23 protein-coding genes and 2 pseudogenes are annotated in these 21,436 nt (G+C 71.4%); 14 read left to right on the top strand and 11 right to left on the bottom strand.

Going from position 1 to position 21,436, the window contains the following annotated elements; genetic code table 11:
• Nucleotides 1–67 precede the first annotated feature (67 nt).
• The gene (locus AB0C99_RS31435; RefSeq protein WP_362482369.1) at nt 68–1,987 is read left to right on the top strand and encodes an FGGY family carbohydrate kinase; all 1,920 of its coding nucleotides are present in this window, start codon (nt 68–70) and stop codon (nt 1,985–1,987) included.
• Nucleotides 1,988–2,040: 53 nt separating this feature from the next.
• On the opposite strand, the gene AB0C99_RS31430 is transcribed toward AB0C99_RS31435, so the two are convergent.
• The gene (locus AB0C99_RS31430; RefSeq protein WP_362482366.1) at nt 2,041–2,502 is read right to left on the bottom strand and encodes a MarR family transcriptional regulator; all 462 of its coding nucleotides are present in this window, start codon (nt 2,500–2,502) and stop codon (nt 2,041–2,043) included.
• 203 nt (nt 2,503–2,705) lie between these two features.
• Between AB0C99_RS31430 and AB0C99_RS31425 the strand changes: the two genes are divergently transcribed.
• The 7 genes from AB0C99_RS31425 to pcaD all read left to right on the top strand — a co-directional run bounded on the left by AB0C99_RS31425 (nt 2,706) and on the right by pcaD (nt 8,454).
• A complete protein-coding gene (locus tag AB0C99_RS31425) occupies nt 2,706–3,500 on the top strand; it encodes a CoA transferase subunit A (RefSeq protein WP_362482394.1) in 795 nt (264 codons plus the stop codon).
• 7 nt (nt 3,501–3,507) lie between these two features.
• Nucleotides 3,508–3,636 (top strand): hypothetical protein, encoded by a 129-nt coding sequence (locus AB0C99_RS31420; protein WP_362482364.1) that lies wholly within the window; start codon nt 3,508–3,510, stop codon nt 3,634–3,636.
• A 7-nt stretch (nt 3,637–3,643) separates the two neighbouring features.
• Nucleotides 3,644–4,297 carry a CoA transferase subunit B gene (locus tag AB0C99_RS31415; RefSeq protein WP_362482362.1) on the top strand — a complete coding sequence of 218 codons (654 nt, stop codon included), beginning with the start codon at nt 3,644–3,646 and terminating at the stop codon, nt 4,295–4,297.
• A 133-nt stretch (nt 4,298–4,430) separates the two neighbouring features.
• Complete coding sequence (gene pcaH / locus AB0C99_RS31410) at nt 4,431–5,228, top strand: protocatechuate 3,4-dioxygenase subunit beta (RefSeq protein WP_362482359.1); 798 nt, start codon at nt 4,431–4,433, stop codon at nt 5,226–5,228.
• A gap of 3 nt (nt 5,229–5,231) precedes the next feature.
• On the top strand, nt 5,232–5,846 hold the full coding sequence (gene pcaG, locus AB0C99_RS31405; protein WP_362482356.1) for a protocatechuate 3,4-dioxygenase subunit alpha: 615 nt from the start codon (nt 5,232–5,234) through the stop codon (nt 5,844–5,846).
• Between the two features lie 44 nt (nt 5,847–5,890).
• A complete protein-coding gene (gene pcaB / locus AB0C99_RS31400) occupies nt 5,891–7,291 on the top strand; it encodes a 3-carboxy-cis,cis-muconate cycloisomerase (protein WP_362482354.1) in 1,401 nt (466 codons plus the stop codon).
• 35 nt (nt 7,292–7,326) lie between these two features.
• On the top strand, nt 7,327–8,454 hold the full coding sequence (gene pcaD, locus AB0C99_RS31395) for a 3-oxoadipate enol-lactonase (protein WP_362482391.1): 1,128 nt from the start codon (nt 7,327–7,329) through the stop codon (nt 8,452–8,454).
• 119 nt (nt 8,455–8,573) lie between these two features.
• On the opposite strand, the gene AB0C99_RS31390 is transcribed toward pcaD, so the two are convergent.
• The 3 genes from AB0C99_RS31390 to AB0C99_RS31380 form a co-directional block, all read right to left on the bottom strand.
• Nucleotides 8,574–8,930, bottom strand: a complete 357-nt coding sequence (locus tag AB0C99_RS31390; protein WP_362482351.1) for a DUF4265 domain-containing protein — start codon at nt 8,928–8,930, stop codon at nt 8,574–8,576.
• 491 nt (nt 8,931–9,421) lie between these two features.
• A complete protein-coding gene (locus AB0C99_RS31385) occupies nt 9,422–9,967 on the bottom strand; it encodes a hypothetical protein (RefSeq protein WP_362482349.1) in 546 nt (181 codons plus the stop codon).
• A protein-coding gene (locus AB0C99_RS31380; protein ID WP_362482347.1) for an IS5 family transposase occupies nt 9,964–10,787 on the bottom strand; the annotation gives its coding sequence in 2 pieces (ribosomal slippage) (nt 9,964–10,437 and nt 10,440–10,787; 822 coding nt in all). The genes AB0C99_RS31385 and AB0C99_RS31380 overlap by 4 nt, the downstream gene beginning before the upstream one ends.
• Before the next feature lie 144 nt (nt 10,788–10,931).
• Here AB0C99_RS31380 and AB0C99_RS31375 point away from each other — a divergent pair.
• Both AB0C99_RS31375 and AB0C99_RS31370 read left to right on the top strand, forming a co-directional pair.
• The gene (locus tag AB0C99_RS31375) at nt 10,932–11,321 is read left to right on the top strand and encodes a hypothetical protein (protein ID WP_362482344.1); all 390 of its coding nucleotides are present in this window, start codon (nt 10,932–10,934) and stop codon (nt 11,319–11,321) included.
• A gap of 98 nt (nt 11,322–11,419) precedes the next feature.
• Complete coding sequence (locus AB0C99_RS31370) at nt 11,420–12,034, top strand: hypothetical protein (RefSeq protein WP_362482341.1); 615 nt, start codon at nt 11,420–11,422, stop codon at nt 12,032–12,034.
• A 105-nt stretch (nt 12,035–12,139) separates the two neighbouring features.
• On the opposite strand, the pseudogene AB0C99_RS31365 reads toward AB0C99_RS31370, so the two are convergent.
• The 5 genes and pseudogenes from AB0C99_RS31365 to AB0C99_RS31345 form a co-directional block, all read right to left on the bottom strand.
• Nucleotides 12,140–12,400 (bottom strand): annotated as a pseudogene (locus AB0C99_RS31365) (transposase); the annotation flags it as partial.
• 12 nt (nt 12,401–12,412) lie between these two features.
• Nucleotides 12,413–12,880 carry a hypothetical protein gene (locus AB0C99_RS31360; RefSeq protein ID WP_362482338.1) on the bottom strand — a complete coding sequence of 156 codons (468 nt, stop codon included), beginning with the start codon at nt 12,878–12,880 and terminating at the stop codon, nt 12,413–12,415.
• Nucleotides 12,881–12,972: 92 nt separating this feature from the next.
• Nucleotides 12,973–13,380 carry a DUF6193 family natural product biosynthesis protein gene (locus tag AB0C99_RS31355; RefSeq protein ID WP_362482335.1) on the bottom strand — a complete coding sequence of 136 codons (408 nt, stop codon included), beginning with the start codon at nt 13,378–13,380 and terminating at the stop codon, nt 12,973–12,975.
• A gap of 292 nt (nt 13,381–13,672) precedes the next feature.
• The gene (locus AB0C99_RS31350) at nt 13,673–14,065 is read right to left on the bottom strand and encodes a hypothetical protein (protein ID WP_362482332.1); all 393 of its coding nucleotides are present in this window, start codon (nt 14,063–14,065) and stop codon (nt 13,673–13,675) included.
• Nucleotides 14,062–14,288, bottom strand: a pseudogene (locus AB0C99_RS31345) (hypothetical protein); the annotation flags it as partial. The gene AB0C99_RS31350 and the pseudogene AB0C99_RS31345, both read right to left, overlap by 4 nt.
• Nucleotides 14,289–14,570: 282 nt before the next feature.
• Here AB0C99_RS31345 and AB0C99_RS31340 point away from each other — a divergent pair.
• Together AB0C99_RS31340 and AB0C99_RS31335 are read left to right on the top strand one after the other, a co-directional pair.
• On the top strand, nt 14,571–15,023 hold the full coding sequence (locus AB0C99_RS31340) for a hypothetical protein (protein ID WP_362482329.1): 453 nt from the start codon (nt 14,571–14,573) through the stop codon (nt 15,021–15,023).
• A gap of 407 nt (nt 15,024–15,430) precedes the next feature.
• A complete protein-coding gene (locus AB0C99_RS31335; RefSeq protein WP_362482327.1) occupies nt 15,431–15,820 on the top strand; it encodes a VOC family protein in 390 nt (129 codons plus the stop codon).
• A gap of 72 nt (nt 15,821–15,892) precedes the next feature.
• Here the strand turns inward: AB0C99_RS31335 and AB0C99_RS31330 are convergent, their stop codons facing one another.
• Entirely contained in the window at nt 15,893–17,671 is a 1,779-nt protein-coding gene (locus AB0C99_RS31330) for an IclR family transcriptional regulator C-terminal domain-containing protein (RefSeq protein ID WP_362482324.1), read from the bottom strand.
• A gap of 154 nt (nt 17,672–17,825) precedes the next feature.
• Here AB0C99_RS31330 and AB0C99_RS31325 point away from each other — a divergent pair, with 154 nt between their 5' ends.
• Nucleotides 17,826–19,013, top strand: coding sequence for a 4-hydroxybenzoate 3-monooxygenase (locus tag AB0C99_RS31325; RefSeq protein ID WP_362482321.1), 1,188 nt, complete (start codon nt 17,826–17,828; stop codon nt 19,011–19,013).
• A 61-nt stretch (nt 19,014–19,074) separates the two neighbouring features.
• On the opposite strand, the gene AB0C99_RS31320 is transcribed toward AB0C99_RS31325, so the two are convergent.
• Nucleotides 19,075–19,494: a MarR family transcriptional regulator gene (locus AB0C99_RS31320; RefSeq protein WP_362482389.1), complete on the bottom strand. Its 420-nt coding sequence runs from the start codon at nt 19,492–19,494 to the stop codon at nt 19,075–19,077.
• A 396-nt stretch (nt 19,495–19,890) separates the two neighbouring features.
• Between AB0C99_RS31320 and AB0C99_RS31315 the strand changes: the two genes are divergently transcribed.
• The gene (locus AB0C99_RS31315; protein WP_362482319.1) at nt 19,891–21,348 is read left to right on the top strand and encodes an MFS transporter; all 1,458 of its coding nucleotides are present in this window, start codon (nt 19,891–19,893) and stop codon (nt 21,346–21,348) included.
• Nucleotides 21,349–21,436 lie beyond the last annotated feature (88 nt).

Genomic DNA, 21,436 nt, shown 5'->3' with positions numbered 1-21,436 from the left:
GTCGGGGAAGGGCCGGGCGCCAGTGCCCGCCCACGACGACGGACAGAACCGGAAGGAGAGGTGGGCCATGCCGGCACGCCCGGTGGTCATCGGCGTCGACAGCTCCACCCAGTCCACCAAGGCCGCGGTCGTCGACGCCGAGAGCGGTGCCCTGCTCGCCGTCGGCCGCGCGCCGCACACCGTCACCGGCACCGGCGGGGCTCGCGAGAGCGACCCCGAGGAGTGGTGGGCGGCGCTCGGGCAGGCCGTCGCCGCGGCCCTCAAGGAGGCCGCCGTGCCGCCCGCCGCCGTCACCGGCATCGCCGTCGCGGGCCAGCAGCACGGCCTCGTCACCCTCGACGCCTCCGGCCGCCCGCTCCGCCCGGCCCCGCTCTGGAACGACACCCGCTCCGCGCCCCAGGCCGCCGCCCTCACCGCCGCGCTCGGCGGCTCCGGGGCCTGGCTCGGCCGCACCGGTTCCGTCCCCGTCGCCGCCATGACGGCCGCGAAGTGGCAGTGGCTGCGCGAGCACGACCCCGCCACGGCGGCCCGGACCGCCGCCGTCCGACTCCCGCACGACTTCCTCACCGAGCGCCTCTGCGGCGAGGCCGTCACCGACCCCGGCGACGCGTCGGGCACGGGGTGGTACGCGACGGGCCCGGGCGACGCTTCGGGCACCGGCTGGTACGCCGCGGGCTCCGACGACGTGTTGGGCACCGGATCGTACGCCACGGGCTCAGGCGACGCGTCGGGTGCTGGCTGGTATGCGACGGACTCCGGCGCCGACCCTGGCCGCGCTGCCGCCGGCTCAGGCGCCGGCCCGGGCCGCCCCGCCACGGGTCCCGGCGCTGGTCCAGGCCAGCCCGGCGCGGGTCCCGGCGCCGGCCCAGGCCGGCCCGCCACGGGTCCCGGCGCTGGCCCGGGCCGCCCCGCCACGAATCCCGGCGCCAGCCCGGGCGGCCCCATCGCAGGTCCCGGCGCCGGCCCAGGCTGTCCCGCCACGGGCCCCGCCACCGGCCCCGGCCGCCATCCCACGGGCCCAACCGTCCCCGCCCCCACCCCCGCCCCCGTCTCCGGCCCCGGCCGCTACGACCCGCAGATCCTCGCCCTCCTCGGCCTAGACCCCGCGCTCCTGCCGGCCGTCGCCCCCACCGGGGGCACCCGTGTGGGCTCGCTCACCCGTGCCGCCGCCCACGCCCTCGGCCTGCCGCCCGGCATCGCCGTCGCTGCCGGGACCGGCGACAACATGGCCGCCGCCGCCGGCCTCGGCCTGGGCGCCCACGGTCTCCTGGACCACCCGGTCGTCAGCCTCGGCACCTCGGGCACGGTCTTCGCCGCCACCCGCGCCCGCCCCGCGAGCCCCGGCCTGTCCGGGTTCGCCGCCACCGACGGCACGTACCTGCCGCTGGGCTGCACCCTGAACTGCACCCTCGCCGTCGACCGGATCGCCGCCCTCCTCGGCCTCGACCGCGAGGACGCCGGGCCCGGCGACGGCCTCGTCCTCCTGCCGTACCTCGACGGCGAACGCACCCCCGACCTCCCGCACGCCACGGGCCTGCTCACCGGCCTGACCCACGCCGCCACCCCGCCCGCGCTCCTCGGCGCCGCCTACGAGGGCGCCGTCTTCACGGTGCTCCGCGCCCTCGACGAACTCCTCGCCGCCTGCGGACTCGACCCCGCCGCGCCCGAGGTACGGGACCGGCCGCTGCGCCTGATCGGTGGCGGCGCGCGGGGCCGGGCGTGGACCGAGACCGTGCGCCGCCTCTCCGGCCGCCCGCTCGTGGTCCCCGCCGCCACCGAACTCGTCGCCCTCGGCGCCGCCGCCCTCGCCGCCGCGGCGGCCACCGGAGCGGAACCGGTGGCGCTCGCCCGCGCCTGGGGGACCGGCGACGGCCCGACCCTCGACCCCGTACCGCGCGACGAGGAGACCTGGGCGCGCATCGGGACAGTCCTCGACCGGGCCGCCCCGGCACTCCTCGGCGCGGAGACGGACGCGGGCCCCGCCTGACGACGGGTCGGCGCGGGGCGGCCCTCGGCGGCCAGGACGCGGTCGCTCGGGGGTCAGGGCGCGGCGGGCGGTTCCGCCGGGGCGCGCAGTTGCTCCGCCGCGTCCGAGACGCGGCGGAGCAGGGAGAGGAAGTCCGCCTGCTCCTCGGGGGAGAGGGGGGCGAGGAAGACCTGGTTCATCCGGGCCGTGCGGACGGTCAGCTTCCGGTGGGTCCGCTCGCCGTCCTCCGTGAGCCGGAGCAGCGAGCGCCGCCCGTCGTCCGGGTCGCGCACCTTGTCGAGCAGCCCGCGCCGGGTCAGCCGGCCGACGACCTCCGCGATGGTCGAGCGGTCGAGCGTCACCCGTTCGCCCAGCGTGCGCTGGTCGAGCCCCGGTTCGGCCAGCAGCGCGTTGAGGACGCCGAACTGGGGGGAGGTGATCTCCTCCGAGACCATGGTCGTCCACAGCAGGTGGTGCGCCTGCTGGAGCCGCCGGGCGAGATGCCCGGGATGCGTGGTCAGGTCCACCGCGGCCATGGCGTGCCTCCTGCTGCCGTTCGTCGGTGCACGGAACGATACCCGCCCGCGATCTCGCCGCCCTCGACCCGTTGACGATGGCAGGGCCGACGCAGATACTCAGTGTACTGACTAAATTATTCATGCCGCAGTGAGCGATGTTCGCCGGGGGAGCAACTGCCCCCGTGCTTCTTTTCGCTCGGACCGGAACGAAGGGCTTCCCCATGGACAAGGTGGTCGCCACCGCCGCGGACGCGGTGGCCGACGTCCCCGACGGCGCCTCGCTCGCCGTGGGCGGCTTCGGCCTCAGCGGCGTGCCGAACGTCCTCATCCAGGCGCTCCACGAGCGCGGCGTCGGCCGCCTCGGCGTCGTCTCCAACAACTGCGGGGCCATGGACTCGGGCCTCGCCGTCCTGCTCGCCGCGGGCCGCATCGCCCGCGTCACCGGCTCGTACATCGGCGCCAACAAGGAGTTCGCCCGCCAGTACCTCGCGGGCGAGCTCGACGTGGAGCTGATCCCGCAGGGCACCCTCGCCGAACGCCTGCGGGCCGGCGGCTGCGGCATCCCCGCCTTCTACACGCCCGCCGGGGTCGGCACCCAGGTCGCCGACGGCGGACTGCCCTGGCGGTACGACGGCCGGGGCGGGGTCGCGCTCGCCTCGCCCGCGAAGGAGGTACGGGAGTTCGACGGCGTCCCGTACGTCCTGGAGCACGCCATCCGCACCGACTTCGCCCTCGTCCGCGCCGCCAAGGGCGACCGGCACGGCAACCTCGTCTTCCACGCCGCCGCCCGCAACTTCAACCCCCTCGCCGCGATGGCCGGCCGGATCACCGTCGCCGAGGTCGAGGAACTGGTCGAACCCGGCGCCCTCGACCCCGACCACGTCCACCTCCCCGGCATCTTCGTCCAGCGCGTCGTCGCCCTCACTCCCGCTCAGGCCGCCGCGAAGGGCATCGAACGGCGCACGACCTCCGAGCCGACGACGCCGGGCGGAGCACGTGAACCCGGTGGCGTATGAGCTCCCCGTGACATACCAGCTCCCCGTGACGTACGAGCTCCCCGTGACGTACGAGACCAGCGCAACGCGCGAGATCAGCACCCCGCACGGGACCCCCGCAACGTACGAGACCACCGCAACGCAGGAGACGGAGTAGACCCGGCATGACCTGGAACCGCGAGCAGATGGCCGCCCGAGCCGCCCGCGAACTGCGCGACGGACAGTACGTCAACCTCGGCATCGGCCTGCCGACCCTCATCCCCAACCACCTCCCCGCTGGGGTCGAGGTCGTCCTCGAATCCGAGAACGGCATCCTCGGCACCGGCCCGTACCCCACCGAGGACCAGGTCGATCCCGACCTCATCAACGCGGGCAAGGAGACGGTCACCGTCCTGCCCGGCGCCTCCTTCTTCGACTCGGCCCTCTCCTTCGGCATGATCCGGGGCGGCCACATCGACGTCGCCGTCCTCGGCGCCATGCAGGTCTCCGCCCGCGGCGACCTCGCCAACTGGGCCGTGCCCGGCCGCCTGATCACCGGCATCGGCGGCGCGATGGACCTCGTCCACGGCGCCCGCACGGTCATCGTCGTCATGACGCACACCGCCAAGGACGGCTCCCCGAAACTCGTCGAGGAGTGCGACCTGCCGCTCACCGGACGCGCCTGCGTCGACCGGATCATCACGGACCTCTGCGTCCTCGACGTCACCGCCGACGGACTCGTCCTCGTCGAGACGGCCCCGGGCGTGACGGCGGAGGAGGTGGCCTCGAAGACGGCGGCACGGGTACGAGTCCCGGCCCCCGCACCTACGGACGCCTGACCGGCCGCCCGCCGTGCACCGGGCCGCAGCCCCCGCCCGCCGCGCCTTGCCCTGACTCCCGGTCCCCGGCCCCACCCCCTTCTCACCCGCCCCGCCGCCCTACCCCGCCTCCCTGATCCACCCAGGAGCCTCCATGGCCGACCTCACCCAGGCGCGCATAGACGCCGAGATCGCCGCCCACCAGGACGCCTACGACCAGGCCCTCGCCTCCGGCGCCCCGCCCCGGCACCACCCGCCGCGCGACTACGCCCCGTACCGCAGCTCCCTGCTCCGCCATCCCCGGCAGCCGCTCGTGACCGTGGGTGCGGGAGGTGCGGGAGCTGCGAGTGCAGGGGACCCTGACGCCGTCGAGCTGACCGGGCCCGTGTTCGGGGCCACCGACGTCACCGAGACTGACAGCGACCTGACCAGCGGGCACGCGGGCGAACCGCTCGGCGAGCGGATCACCGTCTCCGGCCGTCTCCTGGACCGCTCCGGCCGGCCCGTCCGGGGCCAGCTGATCGAGATCTGGCAGGCCAACGCCTCGGGCCGGTACGCCCACCTGCGCGACCAGCACCCAGCCCCGCTCGACCCCCATTTCACCGGCGTGGGGCGGACGCTGACGGACAATCAGGGAAACTACCGCTTCACCACCGTCAAGCCCGGCGCCTACCCCTGGCGCAACCACACCAACGCCTGGCGCCCCGCCCACGTCCACTTCTCCGTCTTCGGAACGGCGTTCACCCAACGGCTCGTCACCCAGATGTACTTCCCCGGAGACCCGCTCCTCGCCCACGACCCGATCATGCGCTCGGTCACCGACCGCGCCGCCCGCGAACGGCTCGTTGCGCGATACGAACACGCCCTGTCCCAGCCGGAGTTCTCCCTCGGCTACACCTGGGACATCGTGCTCGACGGACCCGCCGCCACCTGGACCGAGGAAGGACGCTGACCCATGCCCTCCCTGACTCCCACCGCGTCCAGCACCGTCGGACCCTTCTACGGCTACGCCCTCCCCTTCCCCGGCGGCGAACGCCTCGCGCCCGAGGGCCACCCCGACCGCGTCACCCTCCACGGTTACGTACGCGACGGCGCCGGCGAACCCGTCCCCGACGCGCTCCTGGAGTTCTGGCAGGTCGCGCCCGACGGCTCCCTCGCCGGGGCGCCCGGCTCGCTGCGCCGGGACCCGGTCACCGGCGGCTTCCTCGGCCGCGACACCATCCGCTTCACCGGCTTCGGCCGCGTCGCCACCGACGCCGACGGCCATTACGCCGTACACACCCTGACCCCCGGGAACCCCGGGAACCCCGGGAACCCCGGGAACCCCGGGAACCCCGGGAACCCCGGGAACCCTGGCCAACCCCACCTCGCCATAGCCGTGTTCGCCCGCGGCCTCCTGCACCACCTGTACACCCGCGTGTACCTTCGCGACGGCCCCGACCCACTCCTCGACCGCCTCCCGGCCGACCGGCGCGCCACCCTGATCGCCGCCGAGGAGCCGTACCGCGTCCACCGCTTCGACATCCGGCTCCAGGGCGAGGGCGAGACGGTCTTCCTGGAGTTCCCGTGAGAGGGCTCCCTGAGGGTCCCGTGACCGGGCGCCCCGGAGTTCCCGTGAGCGGGCCCGCCACCCCGGAGCCGGCGGGCCCGGACGCCGGACTGCTCGATCCCGTACGGGCGGGCTCGCCCGCCGAGGCGGCCACCGGCGACACCGCCTTCATGCGGGCCCTCCTGGACGCCGAAGCCGCCCTCACCCGGGCCCAGGCCGCCCTCGGCACCGCCCCCGCCGAGGCCGCCCGCGCGGTCACGGACGCGGCGGCGGACCCGTACCGTTTCGATGCCCGCTCGCTCGCCCTGCGAGCCCTGGACGGCGGCAACCCGGTGATCCCGCTCGTGGCGGACCTCACCGCGGCGGCGGGGGAGTGGGGCGCGTACGTCCACAGGGGTGCCACCAGCCAGGACATCCTGGACACGGCCGCGATGCTCGTGGCCGCCCGCACCCTGGAGGCGGTCCTCGCGGACCTCGCGCGCACGGAGGCGGCGCTGGCCGCCCTCGCCGCCGCCCACCGCGACACGCCGATGCCCGGCCGCACCCTCACCCAGCACGCCGTCCCCACCACCTTCGGGCTCAAGGCGGCGGGCTGGCGCTCCCTCGTCCTGGACGCGCGGGACCGGCTGACAGCGGTACGGGACCGACTGCCCGCCCAACTGGGCGGGGCAGCAGGAACGTTGGCGGCCTTCGCCAGGACGTCCGACGGTCCGGGCCCCGAGGCCGACCGCGTACTCGCGCTGCCCGCCGCGTACGCGCGTGAGCTCGGGCTCGCCGTGCCTCACCTCCCCTGGCACACCCTGCGCACCCCGGTCGCGGACCTCGCGGGGGCGCTCGCGCTCACCGCCGGGGCGCTGGGGAAGCTCGCCGCCGATGTGCTCACCCTCTCCCGGACCGAGATCGCGGAGGTCGCGGAGGGGACGGGCGGGGGTTCCTCCGCGATGCCGCACAAGGCGAACCCGGTGCGCGCGACGCTCGTCGCCTCGGCCGCCCGGCGGGCCCCGCACCTCGCCGCGAGCCTGTACGCCTGCCTGCCCGCCGAGGACGAACGCCCCGCCGGAGCCTGGCACGCCGAGTGGGAGCCGCTGCGCGAGCTGCTGCGCCTCACCGGCGGCGCCGCCCACCACACCGCGGCCCTCGCGGAAGGACTCCGCGTCGACGCGGCGGCGATGCGGGCCCACCTCGACCTGACCGGGGGACTCCTGGCCTCCGAACGCCTCGCGGGCGCCCTCGCCCCGCACCTGGGACGGGCCAGGGCTCGCGCCCTGCTGACCGAGCTGGCCGCCCGCAGCCGCGCCGAGGGCCGGGCACTCGCCGACCTCCTGGCCGAGGCGGCCGCCGCCGACGTACCGGAACTGGCGGGAACGGACCTGGCCGACCCGACCCATCTGACCGCGCTGACCGACCCGACCCGAGCCACGGGCCTGGCGGGCCCCCTGACCGACCGAGCCCTGGAGCGACGTTGACCCCGCAGACCCCGCAGACCCCGCTGAGCCTCGCGATGAGCCTCTACCACCGAGCCGAGGGTCCGGCGGACGCACCCGTCCTGATCCTGGGCCCCTCGCTCGGCACCTCCACCGCCCTGTGGGACGCGGTCGCCCCCGAACTCTCCCTCACCCATCGCGTCGTACGTTTCGACCTGCCCGGCCACGGGCGCTCGCCCGCCGGTCTCATCGGGACCGGGGCGACCGTGGCCGACCTCGCCGGGTTGGTCCTCGACCTTGCCGACGCGCTCGGAGCCGAGCGGTTCTCGTACGCCGGGGTGTCCCTCGGCGGCGCGATCGGCCTCCACCTGGCGGCTTTCCGCTCCGAGCGGATCGAAAGACTGGCGGTGGTCTGCTCCTCCGCGCACTTCGGCGGGTCCGAACCCTGGACGCGGCGGGCGGAGACGGTACGGCGGGAGGGCCTCGCGTCTCTGGTGGCGACGGCGGAGGCCCGCTGGTTCACGCCCGGCTTCACAGTGCCGCGCCTCGTGGAGGACCTCCGGACCGCCGACCCCGACGCCTACGCGGCGTGCTGCGACGCCCTCGCCGCCTACGACCTGCGGGAACGGTTGCGGGACATCACCACGCCCACCCTGCTGATCGCGGGCCGCGAGGACCCCGCGACCCCGCCGGCGCACCTGCGCGAGCTGGCCGACGGCATCCCGGGAGCCACCCTCACCGAACTCCCCGACGCCTCCCATCTGGCCCCCGCCGAGCGCCCGGAGGCCGTTCTCACGGCGCTCCGCACCCACCTCTCGGGGACTTCCGCTCGGAGCGGAATGAAAGTGCGCCGCGAGGTGCTCGGCGACGCGCACGTGGACCGGACCCAGGCAGGGCAGACTCCGTTCACGGCCCGCTTCCAGGACTTCATCTCCCGCTACGCCTGGGGGGAGATCTGGACGGACCCGACCCTCTCCCGCCGCGAACGCAGCCTGATCACCCTCACCGCCCTGGTCGCCCACGGCCACCACGACGAACTAGCCCTGCACATCCGAGCCGCCCGCCGCAACGGCCTCACCCCCGAAGAGATCGCCGCGGCCCTCCTCCAGACCGCCGTCTACTGCGGCGTCCCCGCAGCAAACGCAGCCTTCACGGTGGCCCAGCGCACCCTGACAGAGGAAGAGCCCCCGAACCCGACCCCGTAGCCACCACCGCGCCCCCGGAAGGCCCACCGGGACCACCCAGCCCACCCGGACGCCTCGGCACGCTCGGAGCCCATGGGCCGTCGGTCCACGAAGAAGTCCTAGCGGAATGACCTTTCGCGTCAGGAGTCGATCTCCCATTGGAGGGCGCCGGCCCGAGCAAGGGGTTCCAATGCCTCGACGAAGGACGACTCATCTGTTCCGGGCGGGAGGTCCACCGCGAGGTAGGTGCCCTGGAGCCACTCGTGTGGCAGACCGACGTCGACGGCCTTGCCGTGCAGGAGCTCATGTATCTGGTCCCGGTCCGTGTGCTTCACGACGAGTGCGACGCGAAGGGTCCGGTGGCCGGACTTGCGCACGACCCTGGTCACCAGGTGGTTGCCGTCGATGGTCACGACGTCGCGATGGCAGATTCCGTAGGTGAAGAACGGCAGACAGGCCACCTCGAACATGTCCTCGGTGAGCCGGCGTGTCCACAACTGCTCGCGCCAGCCGTCCTGCCGGTCCTACAGATCAGCGTGGATGATGTAGTTGGTGTGGCCCCGGCCGATCGGGTCCTCGTGCGTGATGATGGCGATGGAGTGCCTCCCGGAGCTGGTACCGACTCCCAGATCCTGCAACAGCCACCTCGGCCTCGATGTGGCGGGGCGTGTTCGGGCAACGCCAGCAGGCCAGTGCGCATCCGAGGGTGACGTCGTTACGGTTGCCGCCGGCCAGAGCGACGGCGAGTGGGAATGCCAGAGGCATCGATGATCGGACGACACTTACCGTCCGTCCTGTCCCGATCGACGGGGGCTTTGTCCAGTCTTGGTCCCCCATTAACGCCAGGTTGTGGGAGTCGTCGATCGTCGCTATGCCTGAGCCGAAGCCAAGCTCCTTTGGGAGGTGTTCGCAGGCGATTCCGGTGTGGAGTACAAGCGATCTAATCACCTCGAAGATCATTCCGTGAGGAGCGTTAAGACGTCGTTTCTTATGGCTGAGCGAGCTCTGGTTTCTCGCACGAGTTGCGGAGTGCTGTCAGCGCTTCCCAGCCTTTTCCCTGCGTGAAGAGGTGGCGGATGGCGCCCTGGCCGGTGTCCAGGATGACGTAGTACTCAGGAGTAAGGGACATGCCCCAGGGCTCGAGGGTGTGGGTGCGTGCCAGAGTCTGGCCGCATGTGGTGCAACTGATCCAGGGGACCAGGACGAGCTGATCGCCCAAGCCGGCTGTGGTCGCAGGCAGGGGTGCGCTGGCCGTGTTTTCGATCAGGTGCAGGGCTGAGGTGGATTCACTGCCGGGGCACTGGGAGAGACGCGGAGCAAGTGGATGGGGCCACATCCCCCAGGCTTCGCAGACAACGGCGATCTCGGCCCGGGTGGTCTCGTCGATGGGCACTTGGTGCCGCAGCAGGGCGGAGACAAGCAGTTCGAGGCCACCTTCCTGGTCGCCGATGCTCCAGTAGTCCACGACGGCCTGGGTGTCGTCGGGCGGCAGGAGGGCGGCGAGCCGGTGCCATACGGCAGCTTCGTTGGTCATGTCGGGAGAGTAGTGCGGGCGAGTCGACGGTGTCCGATGAGGACGGCGGCTATGCCGACGAAGGCGGGGAAGTGTTCGGCCTTGCGTTCGTAGCGGCGGTGGAGCCTTCGGCAGCCTGCCAGCCAGGACACGGTTCTCTCCACCACCCAGCGGTGTCGGCCCAAGCGTTGTGAGGACTCGACGCCCTTGCGGGCGATGCGGTGGCGGATACCCCGCCAGCGGAGCCATCGGCGCAGGTGGTCGTAGTCGTAGCCCTTGTCCGCGTGGAGTTTCGCCGGCCTCCGGCGCCGAGGTCCGCGGCGGGACCGGATGGGCGGGATGCCGCGCACAAGCGGTTGCAGACCCTGGCTGTCGTGCATGTTCGCGCCGGAGATACCCAGGGACAGCGGCAGTCCGTTTCGGTCGCAGAGCAGGTGGATCTTCGATCCCAACTTGCCGCGGTTGGTCGGATTCGGTCCCGTCAGTGGCCCCCTTTTGCCGCCCGCAGGCTGACGGAGTCGATCGCGCATCGCGACCAGTCCAGCTCGCCCCGTGCTCCGAGTTCGTCGAGGATGACGCGGTAGAGCCGGGCCCAGATCCGATCCCGGCTCCACTGGGCGAACCGGCGGTAGACCGTCTGCCAGCTCGGGCCGAACACCGACGGCAGCTGCCGCCACGTGCAGCCCGACGTCGCCACGAAGATGATCGCGGCCAGGGCCTCACGGTCACCCGCCCGGCGCCGCCCTCCGCCCTGCGGACGTATCACCACCGTTGGCGGCACCACCCGCCGGAACAACACCCACAACTCGGCCGGCACCAGCCGCTCCACCAGATCCGTCATGCACGGATCGACGAACGATCACGCCATAAGAAACGATGTCTAAGTGGTGTCCCGTATAAGGCAGTGACCTGGAGCTTTGCCTGACGGTGCGGTCGACGCGTGGAGCCGAAGAGAGCGTGCGAGTGCCCGGCGCACGGAGTCGGTGTGCACCCCGATTACCTGGTCGGACGCCGCCTTGAGCAAGTAGTCGCCTCGTGGCACCGGTATGGCTCGGAGGACCCGTCCGGCCCGCTGGACGTATGGCTGATGGACAGTGATGCGGTCGCCACGCGCATCACGACCGGTTCGGACTGGTGCCTGATCGTGGAGACATCGGCCCCCTTCGCCGGGTACGACATGGCGGAGTCGGGCCGTATCGAGGTGGCGCCGAGCAGCGACGAGACCCCGTTCTCGGAACACGTAGGCGAGACGGTGCTGGCAGTCGGTGAAGAGAGCGTCCCGGACCACGGACGGATCGCACTGGAGATCACCTTCGCCTCCGGTCGTGTCCGGTGTGAGAGCCACTCCGGTGAGCTTCACCTGTCCAGCGATTGACCGACACACCAGCCTGCGGCGAGAACGGTGTGAGACTCCTGCAGCAGCTGGTGTGATCAAGGCGCACGGCGTCGCAGCCGACTGTCACCGCTGGTTCCGTGTCTATTCAGCTGGACCTGACGATGTCCGCCGTTCTGGACGGACATTTTGGAATCAGAGGGACGTGTCATCGAAAGGGAGTGATGATGTCGAATTTCTTGGAATGGCAGGACCGGATGTTGCGAGCGGTCTGGCGGGACGGGGACCGGATTCCCGAGGAAGTGTCGACTTGGATGGGGGAGCTGTACGACGAGCGTGGAGGAATTCCGGAATCTGAGTTTCGTGACTCCTGGACCTCGCGAACCTTCTCCATGGCGTGGTCGGCCTTCAAGCTGGTCAGAGAGTCGGCGGAGCAGGACGCCGGGAGAGCGACCACCGGGGACGACTTCTCCTACATCGACTACATTCGTGACCCGGAGATGGGACCGGTCGGGGTGGTCCGTATCAAGTCTGCGGAGGTCTCCACGCCCGAATGGGCAGAGGTTCTGTGCGCTGTGGCAGAAGGAGTGCAGGAATTCGTCATGAGTCACCATCGCGTGACCTGGCCCGTCTGCGGCGAGCATGGCCGTGGCCTGCATGTGGACTACCTCTTTGACACTGCGGTCTGGAGATGCGCGGGCGGAGCCACGGATGGTCACGTGGTGAGAGCGATCGACCCCGCCGTGCAGCTGTAGATCACCAGATCGCCAGGGCCCTTTCTCTGGGACATTGGCGCCCATGGTTCGTTGGGCAGCAAGGGTCTGTCGAATCCGTCACCTGTGGATCAGTGCATGATCACGTTGGTTGAAACTGGCCCACACCCGGACCTTCGGACACTCGCTGAACCGTCGATGGGCCGTTGCCCCTGACAGCCCGAAGGACACTGTCGGCAGCTGCTGCCACGTACAGCCCGACGTCGCCACGAACACGATCCCCGCCGGCACCTCCAGGTCACCGTGCCGACGCCGACCACCGCCTTGAGGTCGAGACGGCGCCTCCGGCACCGCCTGCTGGAACATCTCCCACAGCTCGTCCGGCACCAACCGCTCGACAATCCCCACGACCTGTCGCGCCTACGACTCGCTCGAGCAGACGGTATCGGTCCAGGTCGCCCGGAGGTCACGGCAGACAATGGTGAGGGTGCCGTCCCAGCATGCAATCTCATGGCTGCAGCCGTCCCTGTGCGGCAGGATCTCGTCGAGAATCACCGTCCCGAGGTCCGTTCCCCGTTCCTCGTCGACGGGATCGATGACGAAGCCGGACACCCCCGCGTAGCAGATCAGCAGGTCCTGGTCGTGCTTCCAGCAGTGGTGTTGGAACTCGATCTCGATCTCCTCGCCGTCGGCGCCCCGGACGGCCCGGAGTGTCAGGTCCTTCACGCATCGCCTGCTGCGGAAGTCGTAGTGGTCCGCGTCCGTGGCGAAGGCCCGGGCGCCTGGCGGCAGGTCACCGGAGACCAAGGGCAGGTGGCTCAGGTAGCGAGCCGGGTCCAAGACCCCTGACAGGTCGCCGACCCGCGCATCGAGATTGACGTACTCCATCGACTTTCGCCCCCGCTCATGACTTGCCACTGGCCGACGAATCGTCGCACAGACCCACCAAATGAGATGACGTCTAAGGCGGTGGGCCGGCCCTACCCGCGATCTCGTGCCTTCTCGTACGCGTCCAGTTCGCCTGCGTTGCCCGTGAAGGCCGGGCCGCAGCCTGGCGGCAGGCGATCGATAACCATCGCCACCGCGTCCTGCGCGCTGTCCGTCTCGGCGATCCGCGGGCAGCTTCGGAGTGGTCCTTCGACGTAGTACAGGCCGTCGGCGAGCGTGCAGATGTAGGGGACGTCCCAGGTGTACTTCATCTCAGTGCACCTGCTGAAATGCAGCTCCCACATGCCGGTCCACGGGAAGAGCTGACGAAGCAGCGGCTGGGCGTGCGCTACCCGCACCAGCTCGGCAAACGGCTTGAGAAGCGGTGACTCCTCCGACCGGGGACGTTCGCTGTAACGGGTCAGGGCCTTGTGCCAGGCTGCGTCGACAGTGTTGGTCATGCTGCGATTGTGCAAGGTTTCCCACGTCCCTGACATCAAAGATCACTTGCCAGTGGAGCATGGTCTGATGGGGACGCGTGAACTCACCTCAAGGGCAAGGGGTTTACTCGCTCCGCTCATTCTTCACCCAGGTCCTCCAGTCAACCTTTTCCAGCCTGAGGTTGCAGGGCGCAGGGTTCGCGTGGGGCGGGGCGGAACGCTCGGGCTGGCAAGGTCCTTGATTGACAGCAGGTGATGGTCCGCCAGTGGGTGGGTTGCGCCGACACCTGGATTGTGCTACTCGTCGCGTGTTCTACCAGTACGTGGCCGGTCCCGTGATGACCCAGCCAGCGTCGGTGGGCCTGATCCAGAAGCCCAATGCCACCTCGATTATCTCCGCGCGGTAGGTGAGCTCAACGTAGACATGGCTGCCGGTTTGGCCCCAGTGGAAATCCGCGAGATCCAGTTCGCCAAGCCAGGACAGATCCTGCTCCCACTCGTCGGCAGCAGGGCTTCCACTTGCCTCGTCTCTATCGGTGCTTGCTTCGACGGACCCGGTCCACAGTGACTTGAGTACATGACGGACCGGGTGGTGATCGATGAGCTGTTCGGCCTCAGGGATCCTCCCGGTTCGGAGCAGGCTGAAGTAGCGGCGAACGACAGCTTCGACATCCGCGTTGGCAGGGTGCTCCGTCCAGATCCTCACCGCGAGATCATACGAGCTCGATAGCTGCCGCATTCTGAGCTGGCCAGTTGGAGGGTGAGGACGGCGTGGGCGACGTTCGTGATCAGGGTCGTTGAACAGCGGAGTTTGCGGAGGAGTCGCCAGGACTTGAGGGTGGCGGTGGCTTGTTCGACCGGTGCACCCGGATCTTGACCTGAGACCGGTTGACGGCCTGCTGGCCGATGGACAACTTCTCCCACCGGCCGGCGCGTTCAGATCGACTCCGCCATCGTGCGAACTCATCAGCCTGCCACTGTCAACGGCCGAAAGGGGAAAAGGGGTGCATCGGCCTGAGGAAGCGGATGATCAGGCCCTCGGTCGATCGCGCGGGGGCCTAACCATCAAGAGTTACCTCGTCTCCGACGAAGCGGCAGTCAGCCTGGTGTCATTCCTGATCCGGGCAAGAACCCTTTGTAGGCGCGTCCTTGTACTCCGGCCGTAGATCGTCATCGTGGATACCGAAGCCGTCCGTCGGTAGCCTACGCCCGTGGCTGGTACCTGGGACGAAGTGCAGTTGATCGCGCATGGCTTTGAGCGCGTGTACGTCGAGTTGGAGTGGTACAGCGGGCCGCGTGCCGGCCTCGGCGATGTCGACGGCGAACCGCACTACTTCCAGAGCGACAACTGGGATGACGTCGACGAAGCCGACGTGTACCGCGTCTGGCCGGCGAGCGACGCGGCGGTGAAGTTGGAGCGTGAGCAGTGGGCGATCTTCGCCAGGTGGAACGAGTGTTATGAGGCAGGGTTGGTGGAGCCGGAGACCCACCCCGGCCACGGCGGGACCGACGCCCGATACGACGAGCTGGCCCTGCTGCTGGCGCCGTACCGTCAGGCGCCGGACGATGCGAGGCGGCTGGTGGGCGAAGTCCGGTTCGATGCAGGGGCCCGATACCGGGTCGAGGGTGTGGACTACTGGCTCCGGTGGCGTCCCGTCAGGTGAGGCTGGCTTTGATCGTTAGAGGTTGTGTGGACAGCCAATGATCATGCGGTGACCTCGGGCGTCGACATGGTGCGGCGCGCGTGGTCGAGCAGGCCCTGGGCGAGGGAGCACTGCCGGAGCGGCTATGTCCAGGCCGTCTCCAGCACCCAACCCGTCACTACGCACGCCGGGAACTTCCGGGCCAGGACCCTGGTCGCGCAGGTCCCGAAACGAGCCTGGCAGCAGTTGTCGGCCAGAACGGGCGCGAAGGGCGAGCGGCACTACGACTGGGCACGGATCGACATCCACGACCCTGTCGGTCGGCGTGGCCGCCTTTCGGCAGCGACTATGCTCTGCGACGACATCGCGTGTCGGTCATCGGCTGGGTGAGGCATGGAGGTGTCGGGACATGCCGTCGGAGGCATTCCTTGTCAGTCGAGTTGAACCACATGATCGTCCATGCCCGGGACAACCGGGAGTCCGCGGAGTTCTTCGTGGCGCTGCTGCAGCTTGGGATCGCCGAGGAGTGGGGTCCGTTCATCGCGGTCGCCCTGGGTAATGGCGTCACGTTGGACTTCGCCACCATTCCTGCGGACAGCATCACCCCTCAGCACTACGCCTTCCTGATCTCCGAGGAAGAGTTCGACGCGGCGTACGCGCTGATCGGGCGGCGTGGCATCGAGCACTACGCCGACCCCCATCGGAAGCAGCCCGGCGCAATCAACCACAACGACGGGGGCCGGGGCGTGTACTTCATCGACCCGGCCGGTCACATGATGGAGTTCCTCACCGTGCCTTACGGCGGTTGGGACTCGTAACGGCATGCTCTGAGGGTCGTGCCTCGGCATGGAGCGCGGCCCTCCGCCGTTGCCCGTAGCGCATGGGTGTGTTCAGAACGCCGGGACCTGGGCGAATCGTTCCGTGACGTGCAGGTCCGTCTCGATGTCCTCGATCGTGCGGGCCAGTTCCGGCAGTACTTCGGTCACGCACTCCTCGCGGGTTCTGCGGGCGCTGTGCAGGGCCACGTTCACCGCCGCGACGGTCGTGCCCTCGCGGTCGCGTACCGGCATGGCGATCGAGCGCAGACCGACCTCCAGCTCCTCGTCGACGAGTGCGTATCCCTGTCGTCCTACCTCCTCGACGAGCGCGTCCAGCTCGGTGCGGTCCGTGATCGTGTGCGGGGTCAGGGGCGTTGGTGCGGTGCTTGCGAGGCGTTTCGCGCGGTCCTCGGGGGCCAGCCCGGCCAGCAGGACGCGGCCCATGGAGGTGGCGTACGCGGGGAAGCGCGTGCCGATGGTGATGTGGACGTTCATGATGCGCGTCGTCTCCACCCGGCCCGTGTACTGGACCTCGTCACCCGTCAGCACCGCCAGCGAGGCGGACTCGCGCACCCGCGCGGCCAGCCCGGCCAGGTGCGGCTGGGCGATCCGGGTCAGGGTCGTACGCGACAGCGGCGGGAAGCCCAGCGACAGGACGCGCGGGGTGAGCCGGAAGGCGCGCCCCTCCGTCGCCACGCAGCCCAGGTGCTCCAGCGTGATGAGGGCCCGGCGCGCGGTGGCCCGGGCGAGGCCCGTCGCCTCGGCGACGGCCGTCAGCGGCAGCGCCTCCCGGCCCTGGCCGAAGGCCGTCAGCACCGTCAGGCCCCGCGCCAGCGACTCCACGAACTCCCGGCCCAGTTCCTGCTTCGACGCCCCCGTCCAAGTGGCGAGCCCGGTCGTCGCCGCCGTCGCCGTCGCCGGGGGCGCCTCGCGCAGCGTCCGTTCCATGGTGTCGGCCGTCTCCCGTAGGCGCGGCAGCAGCGCGCCCGGCAGCGAACCGGCGTCGTGCCGGCTGGTGTGGCTGACGGCGCTCAGCACGCAGGCGATCCGCCCGGCCGGCCCGCGGACCGGCACCGAGAGGGCCACCAGGCCCGGTTCGATCAGCTGGTCGTCGACCGCCCAGCCCCGCCGCCGCGCCTCGGCCACCCGCGCCTCGAAGCCGTCGGCCGCCTCGGGCCGGGGAGGCAGGGCGGGGTATCCGCGACCGTCGCGACGGGCGGGCGGGCGGTTGTCGGGGCGGCCATCGGGACCGTTGTCGGGGCGGTCATCGGGACCGCTGTCGGGACAGTTGTCGTCCGGGTCCAGCGGCGCCTCGCCCGCGTGCGACCGCACCGCCAGTCCCGTCGTCTTCGCCCACTCCGCCCACTCGGATTCGTTCCACTCGGAGGCGAACAAAGCCCCGGGGGCGGTGCGTTCCGCCGGCAGGGGGTCGCCGATGCGGAAGCTCACGGACATGGCCCGCCGTCGCGTCGCCTGGTGGACGAAGCGGATGCCGTCGCCGTCCGCCACCGCCAGCGACACCGACTCGTCCAGGGCGTCGGCGAGGGCGTCGGCGTGGGCGCCGAGGAGGTCCGGCAGGCGGACGGCGGCGAGATAGGAGTTGCCGAGCTCCAGCAGTCGCGGGGCGAGGACGATGTCGCGGCCCTCGACCCGTACGTAACCCATGCGGGCGAGCGTCCCGGTGATCCGGTCGACCGTGGACCGGGCGAGACCCGTCGCTCGCTCCAGTTCGCCTACCGGCATCCGGCCGTCGGCGCCGGTCAGCCGGCGCAGCACGTCGATCCCGCGCAGGAGCGGGGTGACGGCCTCGGGCGGCGCGGCTGCCGGCGTGTCGTGCGTCGTCGGTGACATGGGGCTCCCCGTCGTGGATCTCCGGCCCACCGTAGTGAACGCGCCGGCCGACGGGCGCGGCGGCCCGTTGACACGGGCGCCCGGCCGCGCCCACACTCCCAGCATAGTGAAGATCTCTTCACTATGCGAACGGATGCGACACAGGGGAGACTCCATGCACACCACCGTCGGGATCATCGGCGGCGGCCCCGCCGGCCTGCTCCTCGCCCGGCTGCTGCACCGGGCGGGCATCGACAGCGTCGTCCTGGAGAGCCGTGACCGCGCCTACGTCGAACGGCGGCAGCGGGCCGGGATCCTCGAACAGGCCACCGTCGACGCCTTGCGCGCGGCGGGCGCGGGCGCCCGGCTGGACGCCGAGGGGATCCCGCACGACGGCATAGAGCTGCGCCACGACGGCCGCGCCACCCGCGTCGACTTCCCCTCGCTCACCGGCGGCCGGCGCGTCTGGGTCTACGCGCAGACCGAGGTCGTCAAGGACCTCATCGCCCTCCAGCTCGCCGGGGGCGGCCCGCTGCTCTTCGGGGCCGAGGTCACCTCCGTGGAGGGCGCGGACACCGACCGGCCGCTCGTCCGCTACGCCCACGAAGGCCGCGAGCAGACGCTGACCTGTGACTACGTGGTCGGCTGCGACGGCTTCCACGGCGTCACCCGCGACGCCGTCCCGGCGGGCGAGCGGCGCACCTACGAGCGCACGTACCCCTACTCCTGGCTCGGCATCCTGGCCGAGGCGCCGCCCGTGTACGAGGAGCTGATCTACGCGCACTCGGAGCGCGGCTTCGCCCTCGCCAGCATGCGATCGCCCTCCGTCAGCCGCCTCTACCTCCAGGTCCCCAACGGCACCGACCCCGCCGACTGGCCCGACGAGCGGGTCTGGGACGAGCTCGACGCCCGCCTCGCCCTGCGCGCCGACCCCGCCTGGCGCCTCAAGCGGGGCGCGGTGACCCAGAAGTCCGTGCTCCCGATGCGCAGTTCGGTCACCGAGCCGATGCGGTACGGCCGGATCCTGCTGGCCGGCGACGCCGCGCACATCGTCCCGCCGACCGGCGCCAAGGGCCTCAACCTGGCCGCCGCCGACGTCATCGTCCTGGCCCGCGCCTTCGCCCGGCTCAAGGAGACCGGCTCCACCGCGCTCCTCGACACCTACTCCGACACGTGCCTGCGCCGGGTCTGGCGCGCCGAGCACTTCTCGTACTTCATGACCACGAACCTGCACACCGACCCGGCCCAGACCCCCTTCGACACCCGTCTCCAGCAGTCGCAGCTCGACCGCGTCGCGGCCTCCCCGCACGCCGCCGCCGAGCTGGCCGAGAACTACACGGGGCTTCCGCTCGACCTGGGCTGAGGCCGTGGCGGCCGGGGGGCCACACCGCCCACCTCGCCCACCACCGCCCGCTCCCGTGGTCTCAGGGGCGGGGCCAGGGGCGCCCGTCGAGGCGTTCGATGTCCCGGTTGAAGCGCTGGAGGGCGGTGGCGAAGTCGGCCACCTCCTCGGGGGTCCAGTGTTCCAGGACCCGCTCCAGCCCCTGGATGTTGAAGGTGCGGTCGGCGTCGAGGCGCCGTTCGCCCTCCTCGGTGATGCGGAACTTGCGGGCGATGCCGCCGTCCGGGTCCGGGATGCGCTCGACGACACCGGCGCGGAGCATCGCGGCGGTCTGGCGGTTGAGCGTGGAGGCGTCCAGCCCGAAGGCGTCCGTGAGCTGGCTGATCGACAGGGGACCGTCCATGCGGATCCGGCTGAGCAGGACGTACGCGCTGCGGTCGAGGTGCCACCCGGAGGCCCGGGGGCGGGGCGTGCTGAGGTGGGAGTGACGCCCGAGGAGCATGGTCTCGAACTCGACCAGGTGGGTCGGCTTGGCCGCCGGGCCGGCAGAGCTGGTAGGGCCGGTCGGGCCGACCTGGTCGACAGGGCCGACCTGGTCGGTCTCGTCGGGCGCGCCGGTCTCGTCGGTCTCGTTCGACGCGTTTGACGCGTTGGTCTCGTCGTTCATCGGGGTCCTGTCACGGCGATGTGGCGGGGCTTGGCGGGGCTGGGCGGTGGGCTTGCGGGCGGGGGCGCGCGGTGCGGATCGGGCCGGGGGCGTATCACACAGCATATGCAGGCTGCATTGCTTGTGCATGATGCATAACGTGTGTACGTTGCACAATGCCCCATCCCCTGCGCATCGCCCGAACGCCGCCAGGCGCCCGGCGAACGGCACACGCCGACCGAGGAGAGACCCATGTCCGCCCCCACCCCAGCCGCCCGCACCGGAGGCGCCGGCGGCATCGTCGGCGTGCTCGCCCTGGCCGGCATCGTCGCCGCGCTCATGCAGACGCTCGTCGTCCCCCTCATCGGCGACCTGCCGGCGCTGCTCCACACCAGCCCCTCCGACGCCTCCTGGGTGATCACCGCCACCCTGCTCGCCGCCGCCGTCGCCACCCCCGTCGCCGGCCGCCTCGGCGACATGTACGGCAAGCGGCGCCTGCTCCTCGCCTCGACCGTCCCGCTCATCGCGGGCTCCGTCGTCTGCGCCCTGTCCGGCTCCGTCGTCCCGATGGTCGTCGGACGCGGACTCCAGGGCCTCGGCATGGGCGTCGTACCGCTCGGCATCAGCCTGCTCCGGGACGTCCTGCCGCCCGAGCGGCTCGGCTCCTCGATCGCCCTCATGAGCGCCTCCATGGGCGTCGGCGGCGCCCTCGGCCTGCCCTTCTCCGCCGCCGTCGCCGAGCACGCGAGCTGGCGCGTGCTGTTCTGGGTCGCCGCCGCCCTCAGCCTCGTCGTCGGCGTCCTCGTCTGGCTGGTCGCCCCGGCCGGCAACGTCGCCCCCGCCGCCGGACGCTTCGACCTGCCTGGTGCCCTCGGGCTCGGCGGCGGGCTCGTCGCCCTGCTGCTCGCCGTCTCCAAGGGCTCCGTCTGGGGCTGGGGCAGCGCCACCACGCTCGGCCTGTTCGGCACCTCGGCCGTGGTCCTGCTCGCCTGGGGCTGGTGGGAGCTGCGCACCCGCGACCCGCTCGTCGACCTCCGCGTCACCGCCCGGCCGCAGGTCCTCATGACCAACGCCGCCTCGATCCTCGTCGGCTTCGCCATGTACGCGCAGTCGCTCGTCGTTCCGCAGCTCCTGCAGTTGCCCGAGGCGACCGGTTACGGTCTGGGGCAGTCGATGATGGCCATGGGCCTGTGGATGGCCCCGGCGGGCCTCATGATGATGGTCCTCGCCCCGCTCGGCGCCAAGCTCTCCGCCGCCCGCGGCCCCAAGGTCACCCTCTCCGTCGGCAGCTTCGTGATCGCCGTCGGCTACCTCTCCTCGCTGCTCCTCATGGGCACCACCTGGGGCCTGCTCATCGTCACCCTCATCTGCAACACGGGTGTCGGTCTCGCGTACGGAGCCATGCCCGCCCTCATCATGGGAGCCGTCCCGCAGGCCGAGACGGCCTCCGCCAACAGCTTCAACACCCTGATGCGGTCCATCGGCAGTTCGGTGTCGGCCGCGGTCATCGGTGTCGTCCTCGCCCAGCTCACCACGGACTTCGGCGGCCACGCGCTGCCGTCCGAGAGCGGCTTCCGCATCGCGCTCCTGATCGGCGGCGGCGTGGCCCTCGCCGCCTCGGCCGTGGCCGCCCTCATCCCCGTACGCCCGGCAGCCGCCCCCGTCGCCGAGCCGCGCCCCGCCCCGGCGGCGGACGCGACCACGGCCTGAGCGGCGCCACGAGCGACCAGGACGACCCGAGCGCCACCAGCAGTACGAGCAGCACACGCCGCACCATCAGCACCAGCAGCACACGCAC

Origin of the sequence: Streptomyces sp. NPDC048659, from assembly GCF_040650575.1 — a bacterium.
Lineage (GTDB): Bacteria > Actinomycetota > Actinomycetes > Streptomycetales > Streptomycetaceae > Streptomyces.
This window is presented reverse-complemented; position numbering and strand designations above follow the sequence as displayed.